General features: G+C 65.2%; 22 protein-coding genes. 14 read left to right on the plus strand and 8 right to left on the minus strand.

The window, feature by feature from the left end:
- Nucleotides 1-177 precede the first annotated feature (177 nt).
- Nucleotides 178-684 (plus strand): NUDIX hydrolase, encoded by a 507-nt coding sequence (locus ACHMWQ_RS14740; protein ID WP_396308021.1) that lies wholly within the window; start codon nt 178-180, stop codon nt 682-684.
- A gap of 11 nt (nt 685-695) precedes the next feature.
- On the opposite strand, the gene ACHMWQ_RS14745 is transcribed toward ACHMWQ_RS14740, so the two are convergent.
- Nucleotides 696-1631: a MurR/RpiR family transcriptional regulator gene (locus tag ACHMWQ_RS14745; RefSeq protein ID WP_396308022.1), complete on the minus strand. Its 936-nt coding sequence runs from the start codon at nt 1629-1631 to the stop codon at nt 696-698.
- Nucleotides 1632-2037: 406 nt separating this feature from the next.
- Between ACHMWQ_RS14745 and ACHMWQ_RS14750 the strand changes: the two genes are divergently transcribed.
- The 8 genes from ACHMWQ_RS14750 (at nt 2038) to ACHMWQ_RS14785 (ending at nt 9051) form a co-directional block, all read left to right on the plus strand.
- The gene (locus ACHMWQ_RS14750) at nt 2038-2841 is read left to right on the plus strand and encodes an ABC transporter ATP-binding protein (RefSeq protein WP_354549060.1); all 804 of its coding nucleotides are present in this window, start codon (nt 2038-2040) and stop codon (nt 2839-2841) included.
- A 31-nt stretch (nt 2842-2872) separates the two neighbouring features.
- Complete coding sequence (locus ACHMWQ_RS14755; protein ID WP_396308023.1) at nt 2873-3724, plus strand: ABC transporter permease; 852 nt, start codon at nt 2873-2875, stop codon at nt 3722-3724.
- A gap of 36 nt (nt 3725-3760) precedes the next feature.
- Nucleotides 3761-4888 carry an ABC transporter substrate-binding protein gene (locus ACHMWQ_RS14760; protein WP_396308024.1) on the plus strand — a complete coding sequence of 376 codons (1128 nt, stop codon included), beginning with the start codon at nt 3761-3763 and terminating at the stop codon, nt 4886-4888.
- A 56-nt stretch (nt 4889-4944) separates the two neighbouring features.
- Nucleotides 4945-5277, plus strand: a complete 333-nt coding sequence (locus tag ACHMWQ_RS14765; RefSeq protein ID WP_354549063.1) for a hypothetical protein — start codon at nt 4945-4947, stop codon at nt 5275-5277.
- Between the two features lie 40 nt (nt 5278-5317).
- A complete protein-coding gene (locus tag ACHMWQ_RS14770) occupies nt 5318-6097 on the plus strand; it encodes an SDR family oxidoreductase (protein WP_396308025.1) in 780 nt (259 codons plus the stop codon).
- An 11-nt stretch (nt 6098-6108) separates the two neighbouring features.
- Nucleotides 6109-7116: a Gfo/Idh/MocA family protein gene (locus ACHMWQ_RS14775; protein WP_396308026.1), complete on the plus strand. Its 1008-nt coding sequence runs from the start codon at nt 6109-6111 to the stop codon at nt 7114-7116.
- A gap of 5 nt (nt 7117-7121) precedes the next feature.
- Nucleotides 7122-8165 (plus strand): Gfo/Idh/MocA family protein, encoded by a 1044-nt coding sequence (locus tag ACHMWQ_RS14780; RefSeq protein WP_396308027.1) that lies wholly within the window; start codon nt 7122-7124, stop codon nt 8163-8165.
- A 76-nt stretch (nt 8166-8241) separates the two neighbouring features.
- Nucleotides 8242-9051, plus strand: a complete 810-nt coding sequence (locus ACHMWQ_RS14785; RefSeq protein ID WP_396308028.1) for a class I SAM-dependent methyltransferase — start codon at nt 8242-8244, stop codon at nt 9049-9051.
- Between the two features lie 7 nt (nt 9052-9058).
- Here ACHMWQ_RS14785 and ACHMWQ_RS14790 read toward each other — a convergent pair whose 3' ends face one another.
- Both ACHMWQ_RS14790 and ACHMWQ_RS14795 read right to left on the minus strand, forming a co-directional pair.
- Nucleotides 9059-10330, minus strand: coding sequence for an O-antigen ligase family protein (locus ACHMWQ_RS14790; protein ID WP_396308029.1), 1272 nt, complete (start codon nt 10328-10330; stop codon nt 9059-9061).
- Nucleotides 10330-11829, minus strand: coding sequence for an undecaprenyl-phosphate glucose phosphotransferase (locus ACHMWQ_RS14795; RefSeq protein ID WP_396308030.1), 1500 nt, complete (start codon nt 11827-11829; stop codon nt 10330-10332). The genes ACHMWQ_RS14790 and ACHMWQ_RS14795 overlap by 1 nt, the downstream gene beginning before the upstream one ends.
- Nucleotides 11830-11987: 158 nt before the next feature.
- Here ACHMWQ_RS14795 and ACHMWQ_RS14800 point away from each other — a divergent pair, with 158 nt between their 5' ends.
- Together ACHMWQ_RS14800 and ACHMWQ_RS14805 are read left to right on the plus strand one after the other, a co-directional pair.
- A complete protein-coding gene (locus ACHMWQ_RS14800) occupies nt 11988-12773 on the plus strand; it encodes a DUF6597 domain-containing transcriptional factor (RefSeq protein WP_396308031.1) in 786 nt (261 codons plus the stop codon).
- 75 nt (nt 12774-12848) lie between these two features.
- Nucleotides 12849-13199: a VOC family protein gene (locus ACHMWQ_RS14805; protein ID WP_396308032.1), complete on the plus strand. Its 351-nt coding sequence runs from the start codon at nt 12849-12851 to the stop codon at nt 13197-13199.
- A 63-nt stretch (nt 13200-13262) separates the two neighbouring features.
- Here the strand turns inward: ACHMWQ_RS14805 and ACHMWQ_RS14810 are convergent, their stop codons facing one another.
- Together ACHMWQ_RS14810 and ACHMWQ_RS14815 are read right to left on the minus strand one after the other, a co-directional pair.
- The gene (locus tag ACHMWQ_RS14810) at nt 13263-14465 is read right to left on the minus strand and encodes a glycosyltransferase family 4 protein (RefSeq protein ID WP_396308033.1); all 1203 of its coding nucleotides are present in this window, start codon (nt 14463-14465) and stop codon (nt 13263-13265) included.
- Between the two features lie 5 nt (nt 14466-14470).
- Nucleotides 14471-15034, minus strand: a complete 564-nt coding sequence (locus ACHMWQ_RS14815; protein ID WP_266333251.1) for a polysaccharide biosynthesis/export family protein — start codon at nt 15032-15034, stop codon at nt 14471-14473.
- Between the two features lie 232 nt (nt 15035-15266).
- Here ACHMWQ_RS14815 and ACHMWQ_RS14820 point away from each other — a divergent pair, with 232 nt between their 5' ends.
- The gene (locus ACHMWQ_RS14820; RefSeq protein ID WP_396308034.1) at nt 15267-17360 is read left to right on the plus strand and encodes a GumC family protein; all 2094 of its coding nucleotides are present in this window, start codon (nt 15267-15269) and stop codon (nt 17358-17360) included.
- On the opposite strand, the gene ACHMWQ_RS14825 is transcribed toward ACHMWQ_RS14820, so the two are convergent.
- On the minus strand, nt 17361-18572 hold the full coding sequence (locus ACHMWQ_RS14825) for a GNAT family N-acetyltransferase (protein WP_396308035.1): 1212 nt from the start codon (nt 18570-18572) through the stop codon (nt 17361-17363).
- A gap of 115 nt (nt 18573-18687) precedes the next feature.
- Between ACHMWQ_RS14825 and ACHMWQ_RS14830 the strand changes: the two genes are divergently transcribed.
- Nucleotides 18688-19755 carry a polysaccharide deacetylase family protein gene (locus tag ACHMWQ_RS14830; protein ID WP_396308036.1) on the plus strand — a complete coding sequence of 356 codons (1068 nt, stop codon included), beginning with the start codon at nt 18688-18690 and terminating at the stop codon, nt 19753-19755.
- Here ACHMWQ_RS14830 and ACHMWQ_RS14835 read toward each other — a convergent pair.
- Nucleotides 19736-19951, minus strand: coding sequence for a DUF2842 domain-containing protein (locus ACHMWQ_RS14835; protein ID WP_396308037.1), 216 nt, complete (start codon nt 19949-19951; stop codon nt 19736-19738). The genes ACHMWQ_RS14830 and ACHMWQ_RS14835 overlap by 20 nt on opposite strands.
- A gap of 215 nt (nt 19952-20166) precedes the next feature.
- Here ACHMWQ_RS14835 and ACHMWQ_RS14840 point away from each other — a divergent pair, with 215 nt between their 5' ends.
- A complete protein-coding gene (locus ACHMWQ_RS14840) occupies nt 20167-21258 on the plus strand; it encodes a COX15/CtaA family protein (protein WP_396308038.1) in 1092 nt (363 codons plus the stop codon).
- Between the two features lie 84 nt (nt 21259-21342).
- Here the strand turns inward: ACHMWQ_RS14840 and ACHMWQ_RS14845 are convergent, their stop codons facing one another.
- Nucleotides 21343-22434: a M24 family metallopeptidase gene (locus ACHMWQ_RS14845; RefSeq protein WP_396308039.1), complete on the minus strand. Its 1092-nt coding sequence runs from the start codon at nt 22432-22434 to the stop codon at nt 21343-21345.
- Nucleotides 22435-22544: the final 110 nt, after the last annotated feature.

Below are 22544 nucleotides of genomic sequence, written 5' to 3' on the forward strand. Positions count from 1 at the left end.
TCGATTTGCGGCCAATTTGCTGTGCCGGGTGCACCTAGCCGGAGCTATCCATGTTTACGCTTTCGTTCTTCCTGACTTCCCCTGCGACCGCGACCTGCTCGCGGTGCTTTGCCATGCGCGCCGGCTTGAGTGTTTCCTCGCCGCCCCTGTGCGTTGGGATGTCGGAGGCTTGATCTGATGGACGAGTTGATCCTGGAGCGGCCATCGCGCCGCCGGACCCCGATCGAGGACGGAGATTCCTTCCAGCAGTTCGGCGCGCTGCCCTGGCGGCGCAACAAGCATGGCGATATTCGCGTGCTGCTCGTCACCTCGCGCGAGCGGGGCCGCTGGCTGTTCCCGAAGGGCTGGCTCGCCGAGGGGCGCTCGGCGCATGAGAGTGCGGCTACGGAGGCCTTCGAGGAAGCCGGCGTGATCGGCGACGTCGATGACCGCGCGCTGGGCTCCTACAATTACGAGAAGATTCTGCGCGACCAGTCGACCGTCGACTGCATCGTCACGGTGTTCGCCCTGCGCGTCCGTGGAACCCTGCTGCAGTGGCGCGAGCGCGGCGAACGCAAGCGCCGTTGGTGCAATCTCAGCGAGGCCATCGACCTGGTTTCGGACGAGGGACTCAGCCGATTGCTGCGCGAGGTGCAGGCGGATGGCCGGTTGCTCGCCCAGGCGGATGTGCTCCCCAAGCGCTGATACGGCGACTTCTATTCGTCGGGCCGGACGGCCTGGTTCAAGGGGCCGGGATCCGTCGATGGCGTCGGGATCGCGATCCCGATGCTGGCCACCGTATAACGGACGCGGCGGAGTGCTTCGCGACCCTTGCCGCCTAGCTTGACCGCCACGCCGGCCGCGATGGTGTCGATCACCGCCATATGCGCGTAACGTGACGGGGTTGGCAGCAGGATGTTGCCATCCTCCTCGATGACGATCGGGATGACGGTTCCGGCCGCCTTGGCAAGCGGCGTGCCGGGCCGGGTCATCACCACGGTCGTCGCGCCGAACGAGCCGGCGATCTCGACCGCCTGGATCACGGCCCGAGAATTGCCGCTGTTGGAGATCGCGAACACGGCATCGCCCGGCTGCAGCGTCGCCGCCGACATGCGCATCTGGTGGCCGTCGGTGTAGACCGAGACGGGAATGCCGAGCCGGAACAGGCGCAGCTTCGCATCCTCGATCATCGCGGCCGAGCCGCCGCCCTGCCCATAGAGATCGATGCGCCGCGCCTTGGCGAAGGCGTCGATGGCGGCGCCCACGGCCGCAGTATCCAACTGGTCCAGCGTCTCGCGCACCGTCGTGGCGGCCCGCATCATGATCGTTTGCGCCAGCTGGCCGACATCGTCGCTGAAGACGCGGTCGGAGCGCAGATAGACCGCGGCGACGGTCAGGGTCGTCGCCAGGCCGATCTTAAACTCGTTGAACGAGCGGCAGCCCACGGAACGGCAGAAGCGCGTCACCGTCGGCTGGCTGACGCCTGCCTTGCTGGCGAGGTCGGCGATGGTGAGCCGCGTTGCCGCCTCGAAATCCTGCCGCACCACTTCCGCGACGCGCCGCTCGGCCGGCGAAAGGTCGGTTTCCACCCGCTCGATCCGCGAGACGATGTCGATGGCAGCGGTGGAGACGGGGGGCTTTCGCGAGGGCATCCGGCAGTCTCTTCAAGGCTTGATGCGACGGCAGCTCCGACCCGCCGCCTGTCTTCGCGTCCCGCGAGCCGAGTCCGATGGCAGGCGACCGCCGCGACCATGGACGCAAGAAATTGAATTACATGTTTTCACGGCTTCGACAAGGACGCTACCGCGGGGCGCGGCACGTGCGTTCCACATGGCGGCACGGACTATTTTGTATTGCGATCGAACATATTCCGCAGAAAGGCTTGGCTTCGAGGGCAGGCGGATGTTTTCGCCCGCGCCGGCATTCGGCCTTGCGGAGATCGAATTATTGTAACATCATTTCAGGAATGAACCGCCAATAAGGGCGGACGGGGAACAGAGCTGACGGGACGAGCCGCAAAGGCCGCCGGCAGCTTTCAGGGAATGTGGGGGCGCTAGCGTGAACGCTATCGATGCTCTTGGCTTGTCGCGCGCAGGCGCGGCCGCACCGGCCAAAATGGTCGTCGAGGGAGCCAGCAAGTTCTACCAGGCGCGAAGCGGGGTCGTGCATGCGCTCGACAATGTCTCGCTGGAGGTCAAGGAGGGCGAGTTCCTCTGCATCCTCGGGCCGTCCGGCTGCGGCAAGTCCACGCTGCTCTGGTCGATGGCGGGGCTGCATGGCCTCAGCGCCGGCAAGATCCGGCTGGGCCAGGAGCCGATCCTGAAGCCGCACCCGGAGATCGCGATGATCTTCCAGGAAGCGAACCTGCTGCCCTGGCGCAATCTCGAGAAGAACATCGAGCTGCCGTTCGAACTGAAGCGCATTCCGCCGGATACAGCGCGGATCCAGGCGCTGCTCCAGCGCGTCGGCCTCAAGGGCTTCGAGACCAAGATGCCGCGCGAGCTTTCCGGCGGCATGCAGCAGCGCGCTTCGATCGTCCGCAGCCTTGCGGTCAATCCGTCCGTGCTGCTGATGGACGAGCCGTTCGGCGCGCTCGATGCCTTCACGCGCGACGAGATGAACCTGCTGATCCAGGAAATCTGGATGGAGACGCAGAAGACCATCATCTTCATCACTCATTCGATCGTCGAGGCGCTGTTTCTCGCCGACCGCATCGTCGTGATGTCGGCGCGTCCCGGTCGGATTCAGGAGATCGTAGATGTCGACCTGCCGCGCCCGCGCGGCGTCGACGTGCAGTCGACGCCGGCCTTCATCGAGCGGGTCAATGCCATCAAGGCGATGATCGACCACCGCAAAGCCTGACGGTCGCAGTCAAAGTTCAAGGATAGTGCACGTGGACAGCCAACTTCGCGACCAGATCCCGACTTTCGGCGCCAAGCCCGACACCGCCGGCGGCGCCAGCCTTTCCGGCGGCCTGGCCTCGCTCACCTCGGGCGGCGGCCGCAGCGCCTTCGAGACCTTCATCATCATCCTGGTCGCGGTGGTCATCATCGGCGGCCTGGAGCTTCTGCTTGGCATCTTCCAGGTGCCGCAATACATCATGCCGAAGCCGAGCCAGATCGGCATGGCGCTGATCACCGAATGGAAGTTCATCTGGCCACACCTGGTCGTGACGATCTGCGAGCTGCTGATCGGCTTCGCCATCGGCGCCTCGATCGGCTTCGTGCTGGCGGCGGTGATCACGCAGTTTCCCTTCGCCGAGAAGATCGTCACGCCCTACATCCTGCTGCTGGTGACGACGCCGATGCTGGCGCTCGTGCCCTTGCTGGTGCTGCGTTTCGGCTTCGGCTGGGAGCCGCGCATCATCGCGGTGGCCCTCGCCTCCGGGCCGATGGTGATGATCAACTCGGCCACCGGTTTCCGCCGCGTCGATCTCGCCAAGATCGCGCTCGCCCGTTCGTTCGGCGCCTCGACCTTCCAGATCTTCACCAAGATCCGCATTCCCATGGCCATGCCGATGATCATCGTCGGCCTGATGGTCGGCTCGATCTTCGGCCTACTGACCACGGTCGGCGCCGAGATGGTCGGCGGCGCGGAGGGGCTCGGAAACCGTCTCAACTACTATTCGTCGATGATCCGGATGCCGCAATTCTTCGCGGTCATCACGCTGCTCGCGATCATCGGCATCTCGATCTACGTGTTCTTCTTCTGGGTCGGTAAGAAATGGGCCAATTGGGAAGCCTGACGCCGATCGTTGCCTGACAGAAACGAGGGAACTGCAATGACTGACCTATCGAACCTGATGATCAATCGTCGCCGGCTTCTGCAGGTGACAGCGGCGGGCGTGACCATCTCGGCCATCGGCCTGGGCGGCACGGGCATGGCGGAAGCCGAAGAGATCACCGTCCGCTGGGTGTCGCCGCGCGGCACGCTCGAGGTGCTGGACGACTTCGCCTATTGGGTCGGCCAGAAATACGGGTATTTCGGCGACCTGAAGACCGTCATCGAGGCTGGTCCGCAGGACGGTACCGCGACGGTCAAGCTGGTCGACCAGAACCAGTCCGATTTCGGCTATCCGTCGCCCGGCGTGTTGTCGCTCGGCCTGGAGCAGGGCATGGACCTCGTCTCCGCCTATCACGTGATGGCCGGCGACGTGTTCAACTTGGCCTTCCCGAAAGGCAAGGCCCCGGCCGACCTCAAGGGTCTCGAAGGCAAGACCATCGCGCTCGGCTCCTCCGGCTGGCAGGCGATCACCAATCCCATGCTGGCGGCGGCCGGCGTCGATACCAGCAAGGTCAAGTATGTCGAGGTCAGCGCCTGGGGCCAGGCGCTGGCGCAGGGCCAGGCCGACGCGGCGCTGTCGTGGGAAGGTCTGCGCGCGCAGTGGCGCGGGCAGGGGCTCGATTTCGATTACCTGCTCGGCAAGAACGTCTCCAAGTTCCCAGCCAACTCCTATGTGATCCGCAAGTCGGATCTCTCCGATCCGGCCAAGGTCGCGGCCTATGAGAAGTATCTGCGCGGCTGGGCGATGGGCATGGAGTTCGGCTGGATCAATCCGCGCGCCGCGACCCAGATCACCATGGAGCAGTTCCCGGGTCTCGCCAGCCAGATGGATCCCACCGTCGCGACCGAGTCGCTCATGCAGCAGACGGCGCTGATGCATGCGCGCTGGGATGAGCGCAAGGCATGGGGCTTCCACATCGAGGACAGCTGGCAGGGCTATTTCGATGCGATCGCCGAAATCGGCCAGGTCTCCAAGGTGTTCAAGGCTGCCGACGTCACCACCAACCAGTTCATCGCGGCGGCGAATGATTTCGACCACGCCAAGGTGAAGGCCGACGCGGACGCCTTCCAGCTTTCGGATGCCTACAAGGCCGTCGACGTCGCCGCGATCCAAGCGGCGCTCTGATAGATAGGGCGGCGGCGCCAGCGTGCCGCCGCCCTTCATCTTTGCGGGGGGGTAGGATGTTTGAATTCGACCATGTCGGCATCACCACGACCGAGCCGCAGCCGGATGAAAACTGGGTCGAGCAGAGCCGGATCTGGGTCACCAATCCGCGAAACCACCCCGAGCACATCGAGTTCCTGCGCTACGCGCCGGATAGCCCGGTGCCTGAGATCATCAAGAACACGCCGCACGTCGCCTACCGGGTGAAGGAACTGGAACCGCATCTCAGGGATGTCGAGATCCTGATCCCGCCCTTCATTGTCGGCGAGTTTCTCGAGGTCGTGTTCGTGCTGAAGCACGGCGTGGTGTTCGAATACATGCGCTACCTCAAAGACGGCTGGTTCGAGTGAGGGCGGCGCGTCGGACGGAAACGGGAATGAGGAATTCACCATGAGCGCGACATTTGCGGGCAAGCGCGTTGCCATCACCGGCGCCGCGGGCGGCATCGGGCAGACGCTTTGCCGGCTGTTCGGCGGCGAGGGCGCTTCCATCTTCGCGCTCGACAAGAGCGACAAGGTTCTGGGCCTGGCCGAAAGCCTCGCGGCCGAGGGCATCGCTGCCAAGGTGGCGGTCGTTGATATCGGATCGGCGGAGGCCGTCACGACTGCGTTCGCCTCGGCCGATGACATCGACATCCTCGTCAACAATGCCGGCTATTCGCATCATCCGACGCTGGCCCAGACCGACCCGGCCGCCTGGCAATCCGAGATGAACGGCAATCTCGGCGGTGCGCATGCCTGCGCCCATGCGGTGCTTCCCGGTATGGTGGCGCGGCGTTCCGGGTCGATCGTCAATGTCGGCTCGGTCAACGCGCTGCATGCGCTGGGCGACCCCGCCTATAGCGCCGCCAAGGCCGGCATGATCGCGCTCACCAAGGCGCTCGCCATGGAATATGGCCGCTATGGCATCCGCGCCAACATCGTGCTGCCAGGCACGGTGCGCTCGCCGCTTTGGGACGAGCGGGCGAAGAAGGACCCGAAGGTGCTGGAGACGCTGCAGCGCTGGTATCCGCTGGGTCGCATCGTCGACCCGATCGAGGTGGCCCGCGTCGTCGCCTTCCTGGCGTCGGACGCTGCCAGCGCGGTGACGGGCGCGGCGATCCCGGTCGATTGCGGACTGACGGCGGGCAACATCGTCATGTCGCGCGAACTGACGCTCGAAGATTTCTGAGGGGGAGAGACATGGACAGGCTGCGCATCGGCGTCATCGGCCTCGGCTGGTTCGGCGAGATCCACTGCGAGACGATCATCGGCGTTCCTAATCTCGAGCTTGCGGCACTCTGCACGCGCCAGCCGGATCGCCTCGCCGCGATGGGCGCCAAGTTCGGCGTCGCCAAGACCTATGCCGATTACAACGACATGCTGGCCGATCCCGAGATCGACGCGGTGTCGATCTGCACGATGTGGGACCAGCATGTCGGCCCCGCCGTCGCGGCGCTGAAGGCGGGCAAGCACGTCTTTCTGGAAAAGCCGATCGCCTCGACCGTTGAGGATGCTCGCACCATCATCGAAGCGTCGAAGGGCGCCAAGGGCATCCTGTTCGTCGGCCATATCGTCCGCTTCAATCCGCGCTACCGCATGGCCAAGCAGGCGATCGACGCCGGCAAGATCGGCAAGATCGTAGCGCTGTCGTCGCGGCGGAACATTCCCGCCGCCTGGACGCCGACCATCCTCAACAAGATCGGACCGATCGTCGGCGACGCCATCCACGACACCGACATCATGCTCTGGTTCACCGGGGAGAAAATCGTCTCGGCCTATGCGCAGACGATCTCGGTCCGCAACTTGAAGCATCCCGATATCGGCCAGACCATGTACCGCTTCGAGAGCGGCGCGACCGCGACGCTGGAGACGGTCTGGTGCATGCCGGAGAAGACGCCGTTCGACATTGACGAGCGCATGTCGATCATCGGCACGGAAGGCATCATCCACGTTCAGGATACCTTCCCCAATCTCGGCATTGTCTCCAGCGACAAGCTGCACAGCCCAGACACGACCTATTGGCCGGAGTTCAACGGCGTGCGCGGCGGCGCGCTGAGGGACGAGTTCTCCTATTTCGCGAATTGCGCGCTGGCCGGCGAGACGCCGGTGATGGGCGTGCCGACGGATGCGGCGGCGGCGCTGGAAGCGACGCTTGCGGCGGAGGAATCAGCCCGAACGGGCAATGTCATCAGGATCGGACAGGGGTGAGCGATATGGCCAAGCAACGGGTTCTCGTCGTCGGTCTCGGCAATATGGGCATGAGCCACGCTCTCGCCTATGCCAAGATCGACGGATACGAGCTGGTGGGTCTCTGCACGCGCAACATCGACAAGGTCGAGCTGCCGCCGCAGCTGCAGGGCATCGCGAAGTTCAACGATTTCGAGACGGCGCTCGCGGAGTTGAAGCCCGACGTCGTCTCGGTCAACACCATGCCGGACACGCATGCCGACTTCGCCATCAAGGCGATGGAAGCGGGCGCGCATGTCTTCGTCGAGAAGCCGATGGCGATCTCGGCCGCCGATGCCGAACGCGTCGTCGAAGTCGCCAAGCGGACGAACCGCAAGCTCGTCATCGGCTATATCCTTCGCCAGCACCCGAGCTGGATCAAGTTCATCGAGATCGCGCGCGAGCTCGGCACGCCGCTGGTCTTCCGCATGAATCTGAACCAGCAGTCGAATGGCGAGACGTGGGAGTGGCACAAGCGGCTGATGCAGAGCTTCCCGCCGATCGTCGATTGCGGCGTGCACTATGTCGACGTGATGTGCCAGATGACCTCGGCCAAGCCGGTGCGCGTGCATGCCATCGGCGCACGACTGACGGACGAAGTGCCGATCAACAATTACGGCCAGTTGCAGGTGATGTTCGAGGACGGCTCGGTCGGTTGGTACGAGGCAGGCTGGGGGCCGATGGTTTCGGAGCAGGCCTTCTTCGTGAAGGACGTGTTCGGGCCGAAGGGCTCGGCCTCGATCGTCATGGCCGAGAACAATGCGGGCGTGAAGTCGGATGACATCAACGCCCACACCAAGACCAGCCAGATCCTTCGCCACTATGCCGACATGAGCAGGCCGGACGAGCGCATCGACGTCTCCGACGAGCCGGATCACAATGCCTTGTGCGAGCGTGAGCAACTCTACCTGCTGAAGGCGATCGAAGAGGATCTCGATCTGACGGATCACATGAACGATGGCGTGAAAAGCCTGAAGATCGTGCTCGCCGCCGACGAGTCGATCCACACGCAGCAGGTGGTCACGCTCTAGCGAGACAATCGGAGCCTCTGCCTTATCGAAAGGCGAGGCTCGCCGGGAAGAACTGCGGTGCGGACATGATAGACTGGTGGCTGCTGTCGGTTTGCCGCAGCCCCAGTCCGATCCCGGCTCTGCTCGGCGCCGGCAGCGCGCACCGGAGGCGATGATGGAGCCACTTGCCCAGTCGGAAGCGCGGCCGGCCCGTGCCGACCTGCCTACCCAGCAGATCTTCCAGCGCGACTGGCAGATCTATCGGAAGATGATCGATAACAACTATCTCTTCCACCGCGAGGCCTATGCGTGCCTGCATCATATCCTCGTGTCTGAAATCGTCCGTCCGTTCTCCTTTCTCGACATCGCCTGCGGCGATGCAAGCGCGAGCCTTCCAGCGCTCCAGGGAACGGCCGTGTCACACTATGAAGGGATAGATCTGTCGCGCGCGGCTCTCGATATGGCCGATCAACGGCTGCCCGCGCTCGGTTGTCCCTATACCCTCCATGATGGGGATTTCGCCGAATTGCTGCCGGCGCGCCGGGATTCAGTGGATGTGGTCTGGATAGGGCTGTCGCTGCATCACTTTCAGACCGAGGAGAAGTTGCGCCTCATGCGGGCCATCCGAGTGTTCCTTGGCGAAGGCGGGCGTTTTCTGGTCTACGAGAACTCCCGCCCGGACGGCGAAAGCCGGGAGGGTTGGATGCGACGCCTTGAGGCCCAGCGTCCACACTGGAGCGCCTATGACGACGCCGAGTGGGAGGTCGTGTGGGGACATATCTCGCAGGCTGACTATCCCGAGACCCCGTCGACATGGGCGAGGCTCGGCCGCGAGGCGGGCTTTGACCGCACGCGGGAGCTGTTTGTCGCGCCGAGCGATCTCATCCGGCTCTATTCGTTCCAGTGAGCCCGGCTCAGCTTGCGCGCGGTAGAGGCACCGGGCCGAACACGAGCGGCGGCGGCCTGGATCGTTCCAGCCGCGCCACGCGCTGCGTCTTCCATTCCAACGCATAGATGCCCCAGAGCAGTCCGTAGATCAGGAAGACATGCCGCCAGTGGTCGTTGTCGATGACGTTATGGATCATCAGATGGCCGAGATAGACGGCGTAGACGCTCTGGATGAAAGCGGTCCAGGGCCGGTTCCGGAACACCAGCGGAGTCGCGATCACCAGCGTCCAGATCACCAGCGCGATGTAGGAGAAGCCGCCGAGCCAGCCATAGGCGGTGAAGCCCTTCAGCCACATATTGTGCTCGTCCTCGCCCATCATCTTGCCAAACTCGAACGGGCCGAGGCCGAGCGGCTGCTCCTGGATCATGAAGAAACCGATGATGTGCCGCTCGAAGCGGCCGAGCCGGCCGCCATCATATTCCTGCACCAGCTTGAACCGCTGGCTGAAAAGGTCCTGCACCACCGGGATGGACAGGAGCAGCGCCAGCAGCAGCGCCACGACCAGGATGCCGCCGGCGATATAAGCGAGCATGCGCAGGCGACGGCTCTGGCGCGGCTCGGTCAGGAAGGCGAGCAGCGTCACCAGCAGCAGCGCAAAGATCGCGAGGCCCCAGGCGGCGCGGGAGAAGGACAGGAAGATGCCGGCCAGCAGGATCAGGATCCCGGCCATGCGCCAGAAGGAGTTCTTCAGCTTGTCGGTCAGGACCGCCCGGGTCAGCACCACCAGCGGCAGGACGAGATAGGGCCCGAAAACGTTCGGATCCTTGAACACGCCCTTGGCGCGATCATAGAGCGTGAAGAGCTGCGCATAGGGGATCAAGCCGAAATAGGCGAGGATGCCGATCAGTGAGCAGAGGATCGCGGCCGCGATGTAGCTCTTCTCGATCGTGCGCAATCGCCGTTCGGTATCGACCTGGATGACGGCGGCGAAGAAGATCGACGAGATGATCAGGAACGCCGTCGTCGCCATGTAGATCGACGGGTTCATGAACACCTTGAGCTGGGTGAAGGAGAGCAGGCCGCCGGCCTGATAGGCAAGCATCAACGCGATCATCGGCAGCATCGGCCGGCTGAGCTTCAGCCCGAGAAAAGCCCAGATCGCGACGACGATGCAAAGCAGCAGGTCGGACGGGGCCGGCTCATAGAGGACGAAGCCGCTCAGGAAGACGAGGGTGCCGATGGTCGCGTTGGCGACCATGCCCGCCGGTATCGCGCTCGGCCTCGTCACGACACGCATCAATAGGCGTTCTCGGCGTTGATCAACGAGAAGGGCGTCATCATCAGGATGTAGAGATCGAACGGCACCGACCAGCGTTCGATATATTGCAGGTCGAACTCGACGCGGCGGCGGATCTTCTCCGGCGTATCGACTTCGCCGCGCCAGCCATTGATCTGCGCCCAGCCGGTGACGCCGGGCTTGACCTTGTGGCGGGCGAAATAGCCATCGACCACCTGGTCCCAGAGCCGGTTCTCGGTATGCGCATTGACCGCATGCGGCCGGGGGCCGACCAGCGAAAGGTCGCCGCGAAGCACGTTCACCAGCTGCGGCAGCTCGTCGATCGAGGTGCGGCGGATGAAGCGTCCGATCGGCGTCACGCGCGGGTCGCCCTTGGTGACGGCGATCTTGGCCGAGGGGTCGCGCATGTGATGGTACATCGAGCGGAACTTGAGCACGTCGATGACCTCGTTGTTGAAGCCGTAGCGCTTCTGGCGGAACAGCACCGGTCCGGGGCTGCCCAGGCGGATCAGGATGGCCGTGATCAACATGACCGGTGACAGCAGGATCAGCGCGAGGGTCGCAAAGACGATGTCGAAGGCACGCTTCAGCAGCGAGTTCCAGCCGGCGATCGGCCGATCGAACAGATCGATCAACGGGACGGGGCCGAGATAGGAATAGGAGCGCGGCGTGAAGCGCAGCTTGTTGCCGAGCGCCGAGATACGGATATCGACCGGCAGGACCCAGAGCTGCTTGAGAAGCTGCAGAACGCGGCTCTCCGCGCTCATCGGAAGCGTCACGATCAGCAGGTCGATCCGCGCGAGGCGGGCGAATTCCACCAGTTCCGACACCGTGCCAAGCTTGGGCACGCCCGCGACCTCTTCCGGCGACCGGTCGCCGCTCCGGTCATCGAACAGGCCGCAGATGCGGACATCCGTGGAGGTGGGGTCGCCGAGCGCCGTCAGCAGTTCCGCGGCAAGTTCGCCGCCACCGACGATGACGGCCCTGCGTTCCAGCCGCCCTGCCTTGGTCCAGCGCTCGACAAGGGCGGAAACCGTCACCCGCTCCAGGATGAAGAACGCTGCGCCGAGCAGGAACATGATGCCGAGCCAGGCTCGCCGGCCATCCGTCTCCAGCTCGAAGAAGAAGCTGCCCGCCGCGACGATGGCGATGGTGAGACCCCAGCCGATCAGGATGCGCGAGAGAATCGGCAGGTAGTTGCGAAGCGCCGCCACCGCATAGCCGCCGATCCAGCGGATGCCGAGAATGGCGATCGCCGGCGCGGCGATCACCAGCATGGCCTCACCCCAGCCGAGCGTAGCCATGCCCTGCGACGAGACGAGCCAGGACAGCCCGCCGATGAGGAGCAGCGCAACGGCCTCGATCACCTGGATCGCGCCGGCGAGAAGGCGTGGCGATATCGCCTCTGTCGAGAGGCTGGCGGCGACCGCGCGTGCGTGGTCATTCAGCGAGCCGCGCATCGCGTTCGTTTCGAGGCGCTGCTGGGGTTCGAACGTCATGGCCTGGCCAAACTGTACATGTTGCTAACAGAGTAGCGGTTGAGCGCTAACAAACCTTTGCCGCGAATCGCGGCGACGCAGTCGACGAGAATTGTGGTTGGAGCTAAGACCCGCGGGAGACGCGCTGTTCGACAGCGTCAGCGAAGCGGGATTCCGCGATGAAAGACAAGCCCGTCACGAATCCCCTTGCCGACCAGGCAGGCTTCTATCGCGAATTCGCGCCGCCGATAGCCCTGCGGGGTCATTTCCAATGCGTCTGGATCAATCGCGCCGCCGCCACTTCGGGTGGTCCCGTCGATGTGGTTCCGGATGGCTGCGTGGATCTCGTCTGGCGGGATGAGCGAGTGCTCGTGGCCGGTCCCGATATCACCGTCGCGAGGCCCGTGCTGGCGGCCGGTTCGATCGTGTTGGGAGCGCGGTTTCGCGCCGGCGCGGCGGCACGCTGGCTCGGCCTGCCCATGTCGGAGCTGGTCGGGCGCTCGGTTGATCTGGCCGATATCTGGAGCGCACGCCGATTGCGTGATGTCGTCGAGCCGATCGCCGATACGGTATCGACCGGCCAGAGGGCTCGGTCGCTGCTGGATGGAATTCGTGCCTTGTCCCCTCCGGACGGGAGCCCGGATCCTGTCGCGGAACGGATGTTCGCGTGGCTGGGCGAGGGCCTCGGCGCGGCAGAGCCGGTCTCGGTGCTGCGCGAGCGCCTCGACATCAGCGAGCGCACTCTCCTGCGACGCAGCCGCGAACATTTCGGCTATGGCCCGAAGATGCTGGACCGAATTCTTCGGTTCCAGCGCTTCCAGGCGATGGCGCGCCGGTCGCCGCCCATGAGTCTGGCCGCGCTGGCGACCGAGGCGGGATTTGCCGATCAGGCCCACCTCAACCGCGAGGTCCAGTCGCTTTGCGTCATGTCGGCCGGGGCATTCCTGCGTCAACTTTCCCGGTGACTGGCGGTTTTGTCCAAGACGTGGCGCTGCCCCTTCGCCCAAATGGCTTCACGTTCCAACAACGGAGAATGAGTCATGGGCATGCGCGGCAAGGATAGCCAGATCGACAATATCGAGTTCGCCGTGGGCGATATCGCTCGCTCGAAAGCCTTCTATGGCGAGGTCTTCGGCTGGACCTTCACCGAATTCGGTCCGGCTTATTGCGAATTCACGGATGGCCGGCTGGCGGGCGGCTTCACACCCGGAACGCCCCGGCCGGGTGGAGCCCTGATCATCCTCTACGCCGAGGATCTGGCGGAGACGCAGAAGCGTCTCGAAGCGGCCGGTGCCCGGATCACCACGCCGACTTTCGATTTTCCAGGCGGAAGCCGATTCCATTTCACCGATCTGGATGGCTACGAGCTCGCGGTGTGGACCGAGCGCTGAGGCGCGTACCTTCCCCCTAGACGATATGTGGGGCGCTAAGACTTCGCGCATTGCCCTCGCGGGCTAAAACAGAGGCCGCCGGCTGCCGGATGTTTCGGACTGCCGGCGGCAATCGCCATAGAGCGCGCTCACGACATCGGTCATGTGCTGGATCGAAAACCGCGGATGGACGATCTCGCGCAGCCTTTGCGCCTCGGCCGCCGCGCGGGATGGTTGGTCGAGCAGCCGGTCCATCGCCTCCGCAAGCGCGGCAACGTCGCCGGGCGCCACCAGGCGCTGCTGTTCCGCCGCGAAGATTTCCGGAATGCCGCCCACCCGCGTCGCGACAATGGGCCGGGCCGCGGCGGCGGCTTCCAGCACGACATAAGGCATTGATTCCGCCCGCGACGGCACGACGACGATCCGCGCCATGCCGAAGGCGGTGCGGGTCCCCATAGCGGGGTGGAAGCGGGTGGTCGGCTCAAGGCCGAGACGCCGGACCTGCGCCTCATAGCGCACCTTATCGGGGCCGTCGCCGACGATCTCCGCCGTCGGGGCGATGCCGCGCCGGTCGCGCAGCCGCGCCAGGGCGTCGATGAACACGTCCGTGCCCTTCAGGTCGCGCATCATGCCGATATAGAGGAAATCGGCGGCATCCGGCCGAGTGGCGACGGGTTCGAACTCTTCTTCCCGGATGCCGTTGGGCACGATCCGCCAGGGCTTGCGAGGAGGGCCGACCTTCTGGCTGTAGGTGCGCGCCTCGTACTCGCTGACGAAGACGAGCGCGTCGGTCATCTTCTCGAGCCAGTGCTCGATGCGGAAGAACAGCCGGCCTGAGCGCGTCGCGGCGTCATAGTGCAGGCTGCCGCCATGCGGACAGTAGATGCGAGCCACGCTGGAACCAAAGACCCGCAAGAGCGTGCCGATACCGCGTCCATACACACCGCCCTTGGCGCCATGCGTATGCAGGATATCGGGATTGAGCGCCTTGATGCGGCGGAACAGCCGCAGGAAGGCGAGGAGATCGGATGGCGACACCTGACGCTTCATCGGCGTCCGGTGCAGCCCGAGTTCGAGATGCGGCAGCAGGGCCTCGATCAGCTCTTCCTCGCGCGCGCCACCCGTCGAGGAGTCGCAGACGATGCCGACGCTGTGCCCTTCGGCGGCCTGTGCCTCGGCGAGGTCGCGGACGTGCCGGAAGATGCCGCCGACCGGCGACCGGAAGCAGTGGACGATCCTTAGCTTGGCGCCCTCGCGCGCATGAGAATCGTCCGGCTGCTCGGTCATATGGCTCAGAAGAAGCGCTCGCGCACGTTGACGGTGTCGCCGGGGAAGATCGGCTGCGTCGGCAATAGCCGGATAGTGGTGACTTTTCCGTTCACCTGACGCGTGACATCGACATCGGCGCGCTGGGCGCGCGGCGTGAAGCCGCCGGCGATCGCGACCGCCGTCTGGGCCGTCATGCCGTTCACATAGGGATACTGGCCGGCGCTCGTGACCTCGCCCATGATGAAGAACGGCCGATAGCGATCGACTTCGACGGATACGTCCGGATTGCGGACGAAGCCCTTGCGCAGCTTGGCGGCGATGTCGCCTTCCATTTCCTGCGTGCTGCGCCCGCGCGCCGCCACCGCGCCGATCAACGGCATCGAGATATAGCCGGCCTGATCGATGGTGTAGCTGTTGGTGAGATCGGCCTGACCGAAGACGACGACGCGCAGACGATCGCCGCTATCGAGGCGATAGGGGGCGATCAGCGCCTTGTAGGTCGCAGGGTCCTGGGGCGGGTAGGGGCTGGCGCAGCCGCCGAGCAAGGCAGCGCCGATAAGGGTCGCGACGAAAAGAAAGAATCGCATCTGCATGGCGTCCGGCTCGCGAGAGAATCTGTAACCGGACTGTCGTCTGTCATGGTTAATGGCGCGTAAAGTTCGGCGGGTTGGCGGTTGTCTTCCCACGGCGTCTTAACCGCATCGCGGCCGAAGTTAACGCGGTGGTTACCCTGATTTTCGATGATGCTGCATCGGCACGGGAATAGACGCGATTATGACGGATGGCCGCCCAGGGCAAATCGATGATGTCGAGCTCGACATGCGCGCGCTGTTTGGCGCGCTGCTGCGCGCTCTGCCTTGGCTGCTGCTCTTTTCCATCCTGTTTGCCGGCGCGCTCTATATCGGCCTGAACTTCGTGACGCCGCGCTATACGGCCGAAACGAAGATCCTGATCGAAAGCGGTGAATCGGAGATCACGCGTGCCGGTGCCGGCGCGGACGAGGTAAGGGCGCTGCTCGATTCGGAGGGCGTCGCCAGCCAGGTCCAGCTCATCGGCTCGCGCGACCTCGCGACAACGGTGGTCGATTCGCTCGGCCTTGCCTCGCTCAAGGAATTCAACAAGCCGCGCTTCCTGCCCTCCTTCGACCAGATGCTGGTCCGGATGGGGCTGGGGCGGCCCGTCGCGGAGGGGCCGCTCGAAGAGCGCGTCTTGCAGCGCTTCGCGGACAAGCTGGACGTGTTCTCGATCGACAAGACCCGCGTCATCACGGTCGGGTTCTCGTCGACCAATCCGCAGCTCGCGGCCCAGGTCGCCAACGCGGTCGCGGACGAATATCTGGCGCTGGAACGCGAGGCGCGCCGGTCGACCAATGCCGACGCCACTCGCTGGCTCGAATCGCAGATCGCCGATCTGCGCGGCAAGGTCACGACGGCCGAGGGCAAGGTTGAGGCGTTCCGCACCGAGCACGGTCTGTTTTCCGGCGGGCAGAACAACACCTCGCTGGCGCAACAGAAGCTGAACGACCTCAACACCGAGTTGGCCCGCTTGGTCGCGGCCCGTTCCGCCGCCGAAGCGAAGGCGGCGACGGTCCGTAAGAGCCTGAGCAGCGGCACCACGCCCGACGTGCCCGATGTCCGTGACTCCCAGCTGATCCAGCGCCTGCGCGAACAGCAGGTAGCGCTCCGGGCGCAGATCGCGCAGATGTCGGCGACGCTGCTGCCGGCGCATCCCCGCCTCCGGGAATTGAACGCCCAGCTTGCCGACCTCGACGCGCAGGTGCGTCGCGAGGTGACGCGGATCCTGCAGAGCCTTGAAGGCGAGGCGGCGACAGCGCGGGCCCGTGAGGCGGATATCGGCCAGGATCTGACGCGCGCCAAGGCGGCGACGGGCCAGACCAACAATGATGAAGTGGAACTTCGGGCGCTGGAGCGGGAAGCCACGGCGCAGCGCGATCTGCTGGAAAGCTACCTTAAGCGCTACCGCGAAGCGTCGTCCCGCCAGGACGGCAACTACCTGCCGGCCGATGCCCGCATCATCTCGCGCGCCGCCGTGCCGCTGGAGCCGACCTTCCCGAAGAAGCTGCCGATCACGGCGGCGGCGACCATCGCACTGCTGCTGCTTGCCATCGCCATCATCCTGATCCGCGAACTGACCTCGGGCAGGGCGCTGCGCCGGATTTCGGTGGAGCCGCCACCGCTCGCGCCCACCGCCGTACCGGTCGAGGACCGGAAGCGCTGGAACGACGCTGCCCCCGAGGTCGTGCCGACCCTGGTCGCGGCCGGACCGGCTCTTGGACGCGGCTTGAGCGCGGAGGCGCAGGATTCTCTGAATTCGATCGTCGACCACATCGTCGACTCGAAAGCCCGCCGGGTGCTGATCTCGATGGCAGGGCCGGATGAGGCGGGGCGGCCTCTGGCCGCCGTGGCCCTTGCCCGCGCTTTGTCGCGCCGGGGCAACCGCGTGCTGCTGATCGATCTCCATGCCGATGGCGCGGACAGCAAGGCTATGGCGGCCGGCGAGGGTCTGCCGGGCCTCACCGACCTCTTCGCTGGAATCGCCTCGTTCGCGCAGGTCATCTTCCGCGACCGCCGTTCCCGCGCCCATCTCATTCCGCACGGATTGCTGGAGTTCGGGCCCGAGGCGGCCAAGGGCGAGCGTTTCGTCAGCATCCTCGAAGCGCTCGATCAGACCTATGACCAGATCCTGCTGGACGCAGACGCCGCACTGGCGTTGCAGATGGCGCCCCAGGCGGGCGCAGTGATCCTCGTCACCGAAGGCAACGCCGACGATGCAGGCACGACAAGCGCCGTGGAGGCGATGAAGGCCGCAACCTCCGCCGAGGTGATGGTGCTGATCGCCACGGCGCCCTCCGCCGACGACGAGGATGCGACACCCGAGGCTGCCGTCGCCTGATCAGTCGGCGTCGGCGGGCGTCTTCTCGTCTCGTCCGCGCCAGCGCCGGATCGTCTTGGCCAGCTTCCACAGTCTCGGATTGCCGCGAACCGCGCGCTCGGTCCTGTCGGCGAGGCGCAGCAAGGCTGCGGCGGCACGACCGGCCGGCGTCACGGGAACGATGGCGCGGACATGCGGCTCGTTGACGTCCAGCCAGGAGGCCTTGTAGCGCTCGTCGCCGCGGCCGAGGTCCAGCGCCCGGAGGCCGCGTGCGCAACTGGCGGCGATGACTTCATAGAGCATCAATTCGCCGGGGCTGACACGACGCCAATCATCGTCCGAGACCGACATGAAATAGCCGCTCAGGCGTCCGGACTGCGTCCCGCTGCCAAGGATCGCGCGGATGCCGCCATCGAATTCCAGCGCGTCGAGCTCGATCAGCGCGCTTTCGTCACCGCTCCAGCGTCGCCTGACAAGCGCGCGGAAGAAGTCCGCAACGCCGGGCTCGGCAAAGCTGTCGGCGATCCCCTGGCTGCGGAACCAGGCCGCCTTCTGGGCGAAATAGGTGTCGAGGATCGCCAGCGCTTCTTCCTGCGATCCGGCGCGGCGCAGCGTGAATCCTCCCACAGGCTCCAGCGTGTTGGCCTGCCACCGGCGCTTCTTGGCCTTCTTGGCGCCCCTGTGTGCCTTGAGCACAGACGCGAAATCCGTTTCCAGCCGCATCATGCCGACGTCGCACCGGGCCGGGGTCGCATCCGTGTGCACCGCAAGCGGGTTCGGAATATCAGCCCATGCGATCGGCTGGGCGTCCAGATCGAAAAGGTCGACGCCGCGGATCCGGCCCGCGACCGTGCGCAACAGATCGCCCGTCGATCGAGCGTCGAGCGCAGCGGCGAAAACCGGATCGAACAGGCCCATGCGGATGTTCGCATGGTCACCGCCCAGGAACCGCGCGACCCGCAGCGGGCCGACACGCTCGATGCCGAGCGGCAGGACCGCAACGAGGCGCGCGCCATGGCGGATCGAGACGATGGTAGGCCGGATGCCTTGCGGCGCCGTGGCCGTCTCGGTCCAGCAGTCGATCCATTCGAAGCTCTGGTAGACTGAGACGGGCAGGGCGTGTTCCAGCGCGCGCCAGTCCTCGGTGATTTCGCGCGGCGAGGCGTGGACGGCGATCTTGAGATCCGCAACCGCGATACCGCCCGCCGGCGCCTGCGCGTCTGATCCGTCCATGCCTAGAATTCCAATGCTTCCCATAAGTTCTTGCGACGGTATCAACCTATCGTAAAGATCGGGTTCGTATGAGGCATGGGATGGTTGCATGTGGCCCGGACGGCTGGGATCTCTGATGCATGGTCTGAAGACTACCGGCTACAAAGCGGGCCTGAACGCACTCTACTGGAGCGGCGCGCATCGGCTTTTTGCGCCCCATGTTCGTGGGGCCGGCGCCATCCTGATGTTTCATCATGTGCGAGCAGCCGGCCGCTCAGGCTTCCGGCCCAACGCCCATCTCGAAGTGACGCCTGGCTTTCTTGGGCAGGTAGTGGAGCGCATCACGGCGCGCGGGCTGGACATCGTCGATCTCGACGAGGCGAGCCGACGACTGGCAGATCCGGGCGCCAGGCGCTTCGTGGTCCTCACCTTCGACGACGGCTATCGCAACAATTTCACCGAGGCCTATCCTGTCCTGAAGGCGCTCCGGGCGCCTTTCACCCTCTATGTGGCGACGGGCCTGATCGATCGCACCGCCGTGCCCTGGTGGGAGGTCATGGTCTCGCTGGTCGAGCAGACGCCGCGGCTCAAAATGCGCATCGGCGATCGGGTTTTCGATCTGCCGACCGCGACGCTTTCGGAGAAGAGGGGCGCTGCGCGAACACTGGCGCTGCAACTTTGCAGCGTTGCGGAAGACGCCCAGCGCGACGCCATCGATCGCGCCGCTGCCGTCTATGGCGTCGATACCCAGCAGATGCTGGCCCGCGAGATGATGTCCTGGGACGAGGTGAGGGCGCTGACCGCCGACACGCTGGTCACGATCGGCGCACATACGGTCGGCCACTATGCGCTCGCCCGGCTGGAGCGCGGGCGCGCAATGCGGGAAATGGACGAAAGCCGCGATCGGATCGAGGCGATGACCGGCCGCCGGCCTCGTCATTTCGCCTATCCCTATGGCTCGCACCGCACGGTCGGAGAACGGGAATTCGATTTGGCGTCGGACCTGGGCTTTACCACCGCCGTGACGACCCGGCGCGGCGTGCTGGGGCCCGAAAGCCGGCTGACCGCCTTGCCGCGCATCTCGATGAACGGGCACTACCAGTCCACGCGCTATCTGGACCTGCTGCTCTCCGGCGTGCCGATCGCGCTCGAACGCCGGATCCGCGGCTGGGTCGGAAGGCCGGCTAGTCCTTCGGCGCGATAGGCTTCTGCATCCAGGCGATGATGGCACCGGCCGGGAAGATCCAGGCAAGACCGACGACGACATAGTAGAGCATCTGGGCCCAGCGCGGTGCTTCCGGCAGCTTGAGCTGTGCAATGACCATGGCGACGAAGGCGTAGACGATCACCAGGACGACCAGCGCGATCATACCGATGAATTTGCGGAGCCGGATAGGCATGTCGGGCCTTTCGTGCAGGACGTGCGGGTTCGGAAGCAGTGGTCGTGGCAATAGCGCGTTCGCCGGTGAACCGCAAAGGCCGTGATGGCGGATCGCCCGACCTGACGTTGCGCGACCGGATGTCGCGCGGCCGATTGGTACGGCGACGAGGGCTTCTGTTGTCCCCGGCTCGCCGAGCCGCTAAGCCCAGCCGTCGAGAGCTCTTGAGGTGCGCGATGGCTATGGACGGTTTGGCGACGAAGACGACGGCGGGGCAGGCACCCGTGCGGGACAGGCAGCGGGATCGCGCCCTGATCCGCCTCTGGCTCGGCGCCGTGATCCTGATGGTCATCGCCATGATCGTCGTCGGCGGCGCGACCCGCCTGACCGGCTCCGGCCTGTCCATCACCGAATGGAAGCCAATTCACGGCGTGATTCCGCCGATCGGCGATGTCGAGTGGCAGGAAGAGTTCGCCAAGTACCAGCAGATTCCCCAATACGAGATCGTCAACAAGGGCATGACGGTCGACGAGTTCGAGCAGATCTTCTGGTGGGAGTGGGGCCACCGCCTGCTCGGCCGCCTGATCGGCGTGGTCTTCTTCGTCCCGTTCGTGCTGCTCTGGATGACCGGCCGGATCGAGCGTCGCCTGGTTCCCCGCCTGCTCGGCCTGTTCGCGCTGGGCGGGCTTCAGGGCGCGATCGGCTGGTGGATGGTCACCAGCGGTCTCGTGAACCGCATCAGTGTCAGCCAGTATCGGCTCGCGATCCATCTCATCATCGCCTGCTTCATCCTCGGCGCCGCCGTCTGGATCAGCCGTGGGCTGGTGCCGGATCGGGGCGAGAATCGCAAGAACTCCGCGCCGCTCAAGGGCATGGCGACGTTTCTTGTCGTGGTGGTCTTCCTCCAGATCTTTCTGGGCGGTCTCGTCGCGGGCCTGAAGGCCGGCCTGACCTACAACACCTGGCCGCTGATGGCCGGCAACATCATCCCGAGCGGCGTGTTTGACTATGATCCCGCCTGGCGGAGCGTCTTCGAGGACGTGATGACGGTGCAGTTCGACCACCGCGTTGTCGCCTATCTGCTGTTCATCGCCGCCATGATCCATGCCTTCCAGGCCTGGAAGCTGGTGCCGCGTACGCCCGCCGCGCGCCGGGCACGGCATCTGGCCCTGCTGGTGACCGCACAGGCCGGTATCGGCATCGCGACCCTGGTCGCCGTCGTGCCGCTGGACCTGGCGCTGCTGCACCAGTTCGGCGCCGCCGTCGTGCTGTGGGCTGCCGTGGCCCACCGCCGCGCGCTCAATCAGCCGACGCCGATCACGGCGTAATCTTCCCCAATCGAACCCAAAAGCGGCCAGCGCCTTTCACGACGCTGGCCGCTATTCGTCAGGCCCGATTTCGGACGCTCCGGTTCATTCAGCGGGAGCCACGAAGACCTCGCGCGGCAGGCGACTGACGATCCGCGGACCGTCGGCTTCGAGGATCACGATCTCCTCCAAGCGGATGCCGAACTTGCCCTGCAGATAGATGCCGGGCTCGATCGAGAACACCATGCCCTCTTCGAGGATCGTATCGCTGGTCGAGGTCAAATAAGGCGGCTCGTGGCCCTCAAGGCCAAGGCCATGGCCCGTGCGATGGGTGAAATAGGGGCCATAGCCCGCCGCGGTGATCACGCCGCGCGCTGCCGCATCAACCTCGCGTGCGGCTACGCCGGGGCGTGCGGCTTCGCAGGCGGCCTTCACTGCGGCTTCGACGACGGCGTGAACCCTGAGATATTCCTCGCTCGGCTGGCCTACGAAGGCCATGCGGGTGAGGTCGCTGGAAAACGAGCCGGAGCGTGCGCCAATGTCCATGACGATGGCATCGCCGACCGCCACCGGCTGGTCGCCGGTCGCGTAATGCGGGAAGGCCCCGTTGCCGCCGGCACCGATGATGGTGAAGAGCGGCGTCGCGCCGGCTTCCTCGAACACGGCGCGGGCAGCGTCGGCGATCTCGCGCTCGGTGATGCCGGGACGGATCGCGGCGAAAGCCGCCTCCATGGCGCGATCGTCGATCTCGGCATTGCGAAGGATCGCGGCCTTTTCGGCCTCATCCTTGGAAAGGCGCATGCGCCCGACGCTCTCGGCGGCGAAGGCGGCCTTGGGCTGGCCGAGCGCTTCGAGGACGAGCAGCGCGAAATCGGCGCGCATCGTCTCGTCCACCTGCACCAGCTTGGTTCCCTTCTCGATGCCGAGCGACTGGATCAGCGCGGCAAGGGCGGCCTGCGGCCCGGTCGCGTCGGACCAGGTGAGGAAGGGCAGGTCGGTCTGCCGCCGCATTTCGTCGGCGTTGAGCTCCGGCATCAGGATGGCCGCGCCGGTGGGCGTCGCGATCAGCAGGCAGGGGCGCTCGTCGGCATGCGGATGCACGTCGGCGATATAGGCCATGTGCGGGCCCGGCCCGAGCGCCACCGCGTCGACGCCATTCTGGCGAAGCATGGATTGAAGGGTGGCAAGCCTTGTCATCGTCGTCTCCCGCGTGAAGTTTCACTATTGGTAAAAATTATGCGGCGCTCGGTCAACCGACGATCGCCGCGCTTGCGAAGCCGGCGCGATTGCGGCATTGCCTAGGAAAG

It is taken from the genome of Kaistia sp. UC242_56, from assembly GCF_044452255.1.
In the GTDB taxonomy this organism is placed as follows: Bacteria; Pseudomonadota; Alphaproteobacteria; order Rhizobiales; family Kaistiaceae; genus Kaistia; species Kaistia defluvii_A.

Excerpts from the sequence above, each read along its gene's own strand:
- ACHMWQ_RS14740 (WP_396308021.1), top strand. The coding sequence starts at position 178 with ATGGACGAGTTGATCCTGGAGCGGCCATCGCGCCGCCGGACCCCGATC.
- ACHMWQ_RS14745 (WP_396308022.1), bottom strand. The coding sequence starts at position 1,631 with ATGCCCTCGCGAAAGCCCCCCGTCTCCACCGCTGCCATCGACATCGTC.
- ACHMWQ_RS14760 (WP_396308024.1), top strand. The coding sequence starts at position 3,761 with ATGACTGACCTATCGAACCTGATGATCAATCGTCGCCGGCTTCTGCAG.
- ACHMWQ_RS14765 (WP_354549063.1), top strand. The coding sequence starts at position 4,945 with ATGTTTGAATTCGACCATGTCGGCATCACCACGACCGAGCCGCAGCCG.
- ACHMWQ_RS14770 (WP_396308025.1), top strand. The coding sequence starts at position 5,318 with ATGAGCGCGACATTTGCGGGCAAGCGCGTTGCCATCACCGGCGCCGCG.
- ACHMWQ_RS14775 (WP_396308026.1), top strand. The coding sequence starts at position 6,109 with ATGGACAGGCTGCGCATCGGCGTCATCGGCCTCGGCTGGTTCGGCGAG.
- ACHMWQ_RS14780 (WP_396308027.1), top strand. The coding sequence starts at position 7,122 with ATGGCCAAGCAACGGGTTCTCGTCGTCGGTCTCGGCAATATGGGCATG.
- ACHMWQ_RS14790 (WP_396308029.1), bottom strand. The coding sequence starts at position 10,330 with ATGCGTGTCGTGACGAGGCCGAGCGCGATACCGGCGGGCATGGTCGCC.
- ACHMWQ_RS14795 (WP_396308030.1), bottom strand. The coding sequence starts at position 11,829 with ATGACGTTCGAACCCCAGCAGCGCCTCGAAACGAACGCGATGCGCGGC.
- ACHMWQ_RS14800 (WP_396308031.1), top strand. The coding sequence starts at position 11,988 with ATGAAAGACAAGCCCGTCACGAATCCCCTTGCCGACCAGGCAGGCTTC.
- ACHMWQ_RS14805 (WP_396308032.1), top strand. The coding sequence starts at position 12,849 with ATGGGCATGCGCGGCAAGGATAGCCAGATCGACAATATCGAGTTCGCC.
- ACHMWQ_RS14810 (WP_396308033.1), bottom strand. The coding sequence starts at position 14,465 with ATGACCGAGCAGCCGGACGATTCTCATGCGCGCGAGGGCGCCAAGCTA.
- ACHMWQ_RS14815 (WP_266333251.1), bottom strand. The coding sequence starts at position 15,034 with ATGCGATTCTTTCTTTTCGTCGCGACCCTTATCGGCGCTGCCTTGCTC.
- ACHMWQ_RS14820 (WP_396308034.1), top strand. The coding sequence starts at position 15,267 with ATGCGCGCGCTGTTTGGCGCGCTGCTGCGCGCTCTGCCTTGGCTGCTG.
- ACHMWQ_RS14825 (WP_396308035.1), bottom strand. The coding sequence starts at position 18,572 with ATGGACGGATCAGACGCGCAGGCGCCGGCGGGCGGTATCGCGGTTGCG.
- ACHMWQ_RS14830 (WP_396308036.1), top strand. The coding sequence starts at position 18,688 with ATGCATGGTCTGAAGACTACCGGCTACAAAGCGGGCCTGAACGCACTC.
- ACHMWQ_RS14835 (WP_396308037.1), bottom strand. The coding sequence starts at position 19,951 with ATGCCTATCCGGCTCCGCAAATTCATCGGTATGATCGCGCTGGTCGTC.
- ACHMWQ_RS14840 (WP_396308038.1), top strand. The coding sequence starts at position 20,167 with ATGGCTATGGACGGTTTGGCGACGAAGACGACGGCGGGGCAGGCACCC.
- ACHMWQ_RS14845 (WP_396308039.1), bottom strand. The coding sequence starts at position 22,434 with ATGACAAGGCTTGCCACCCTTCAATCCATGCTTCGCCAGAATGGCGTC.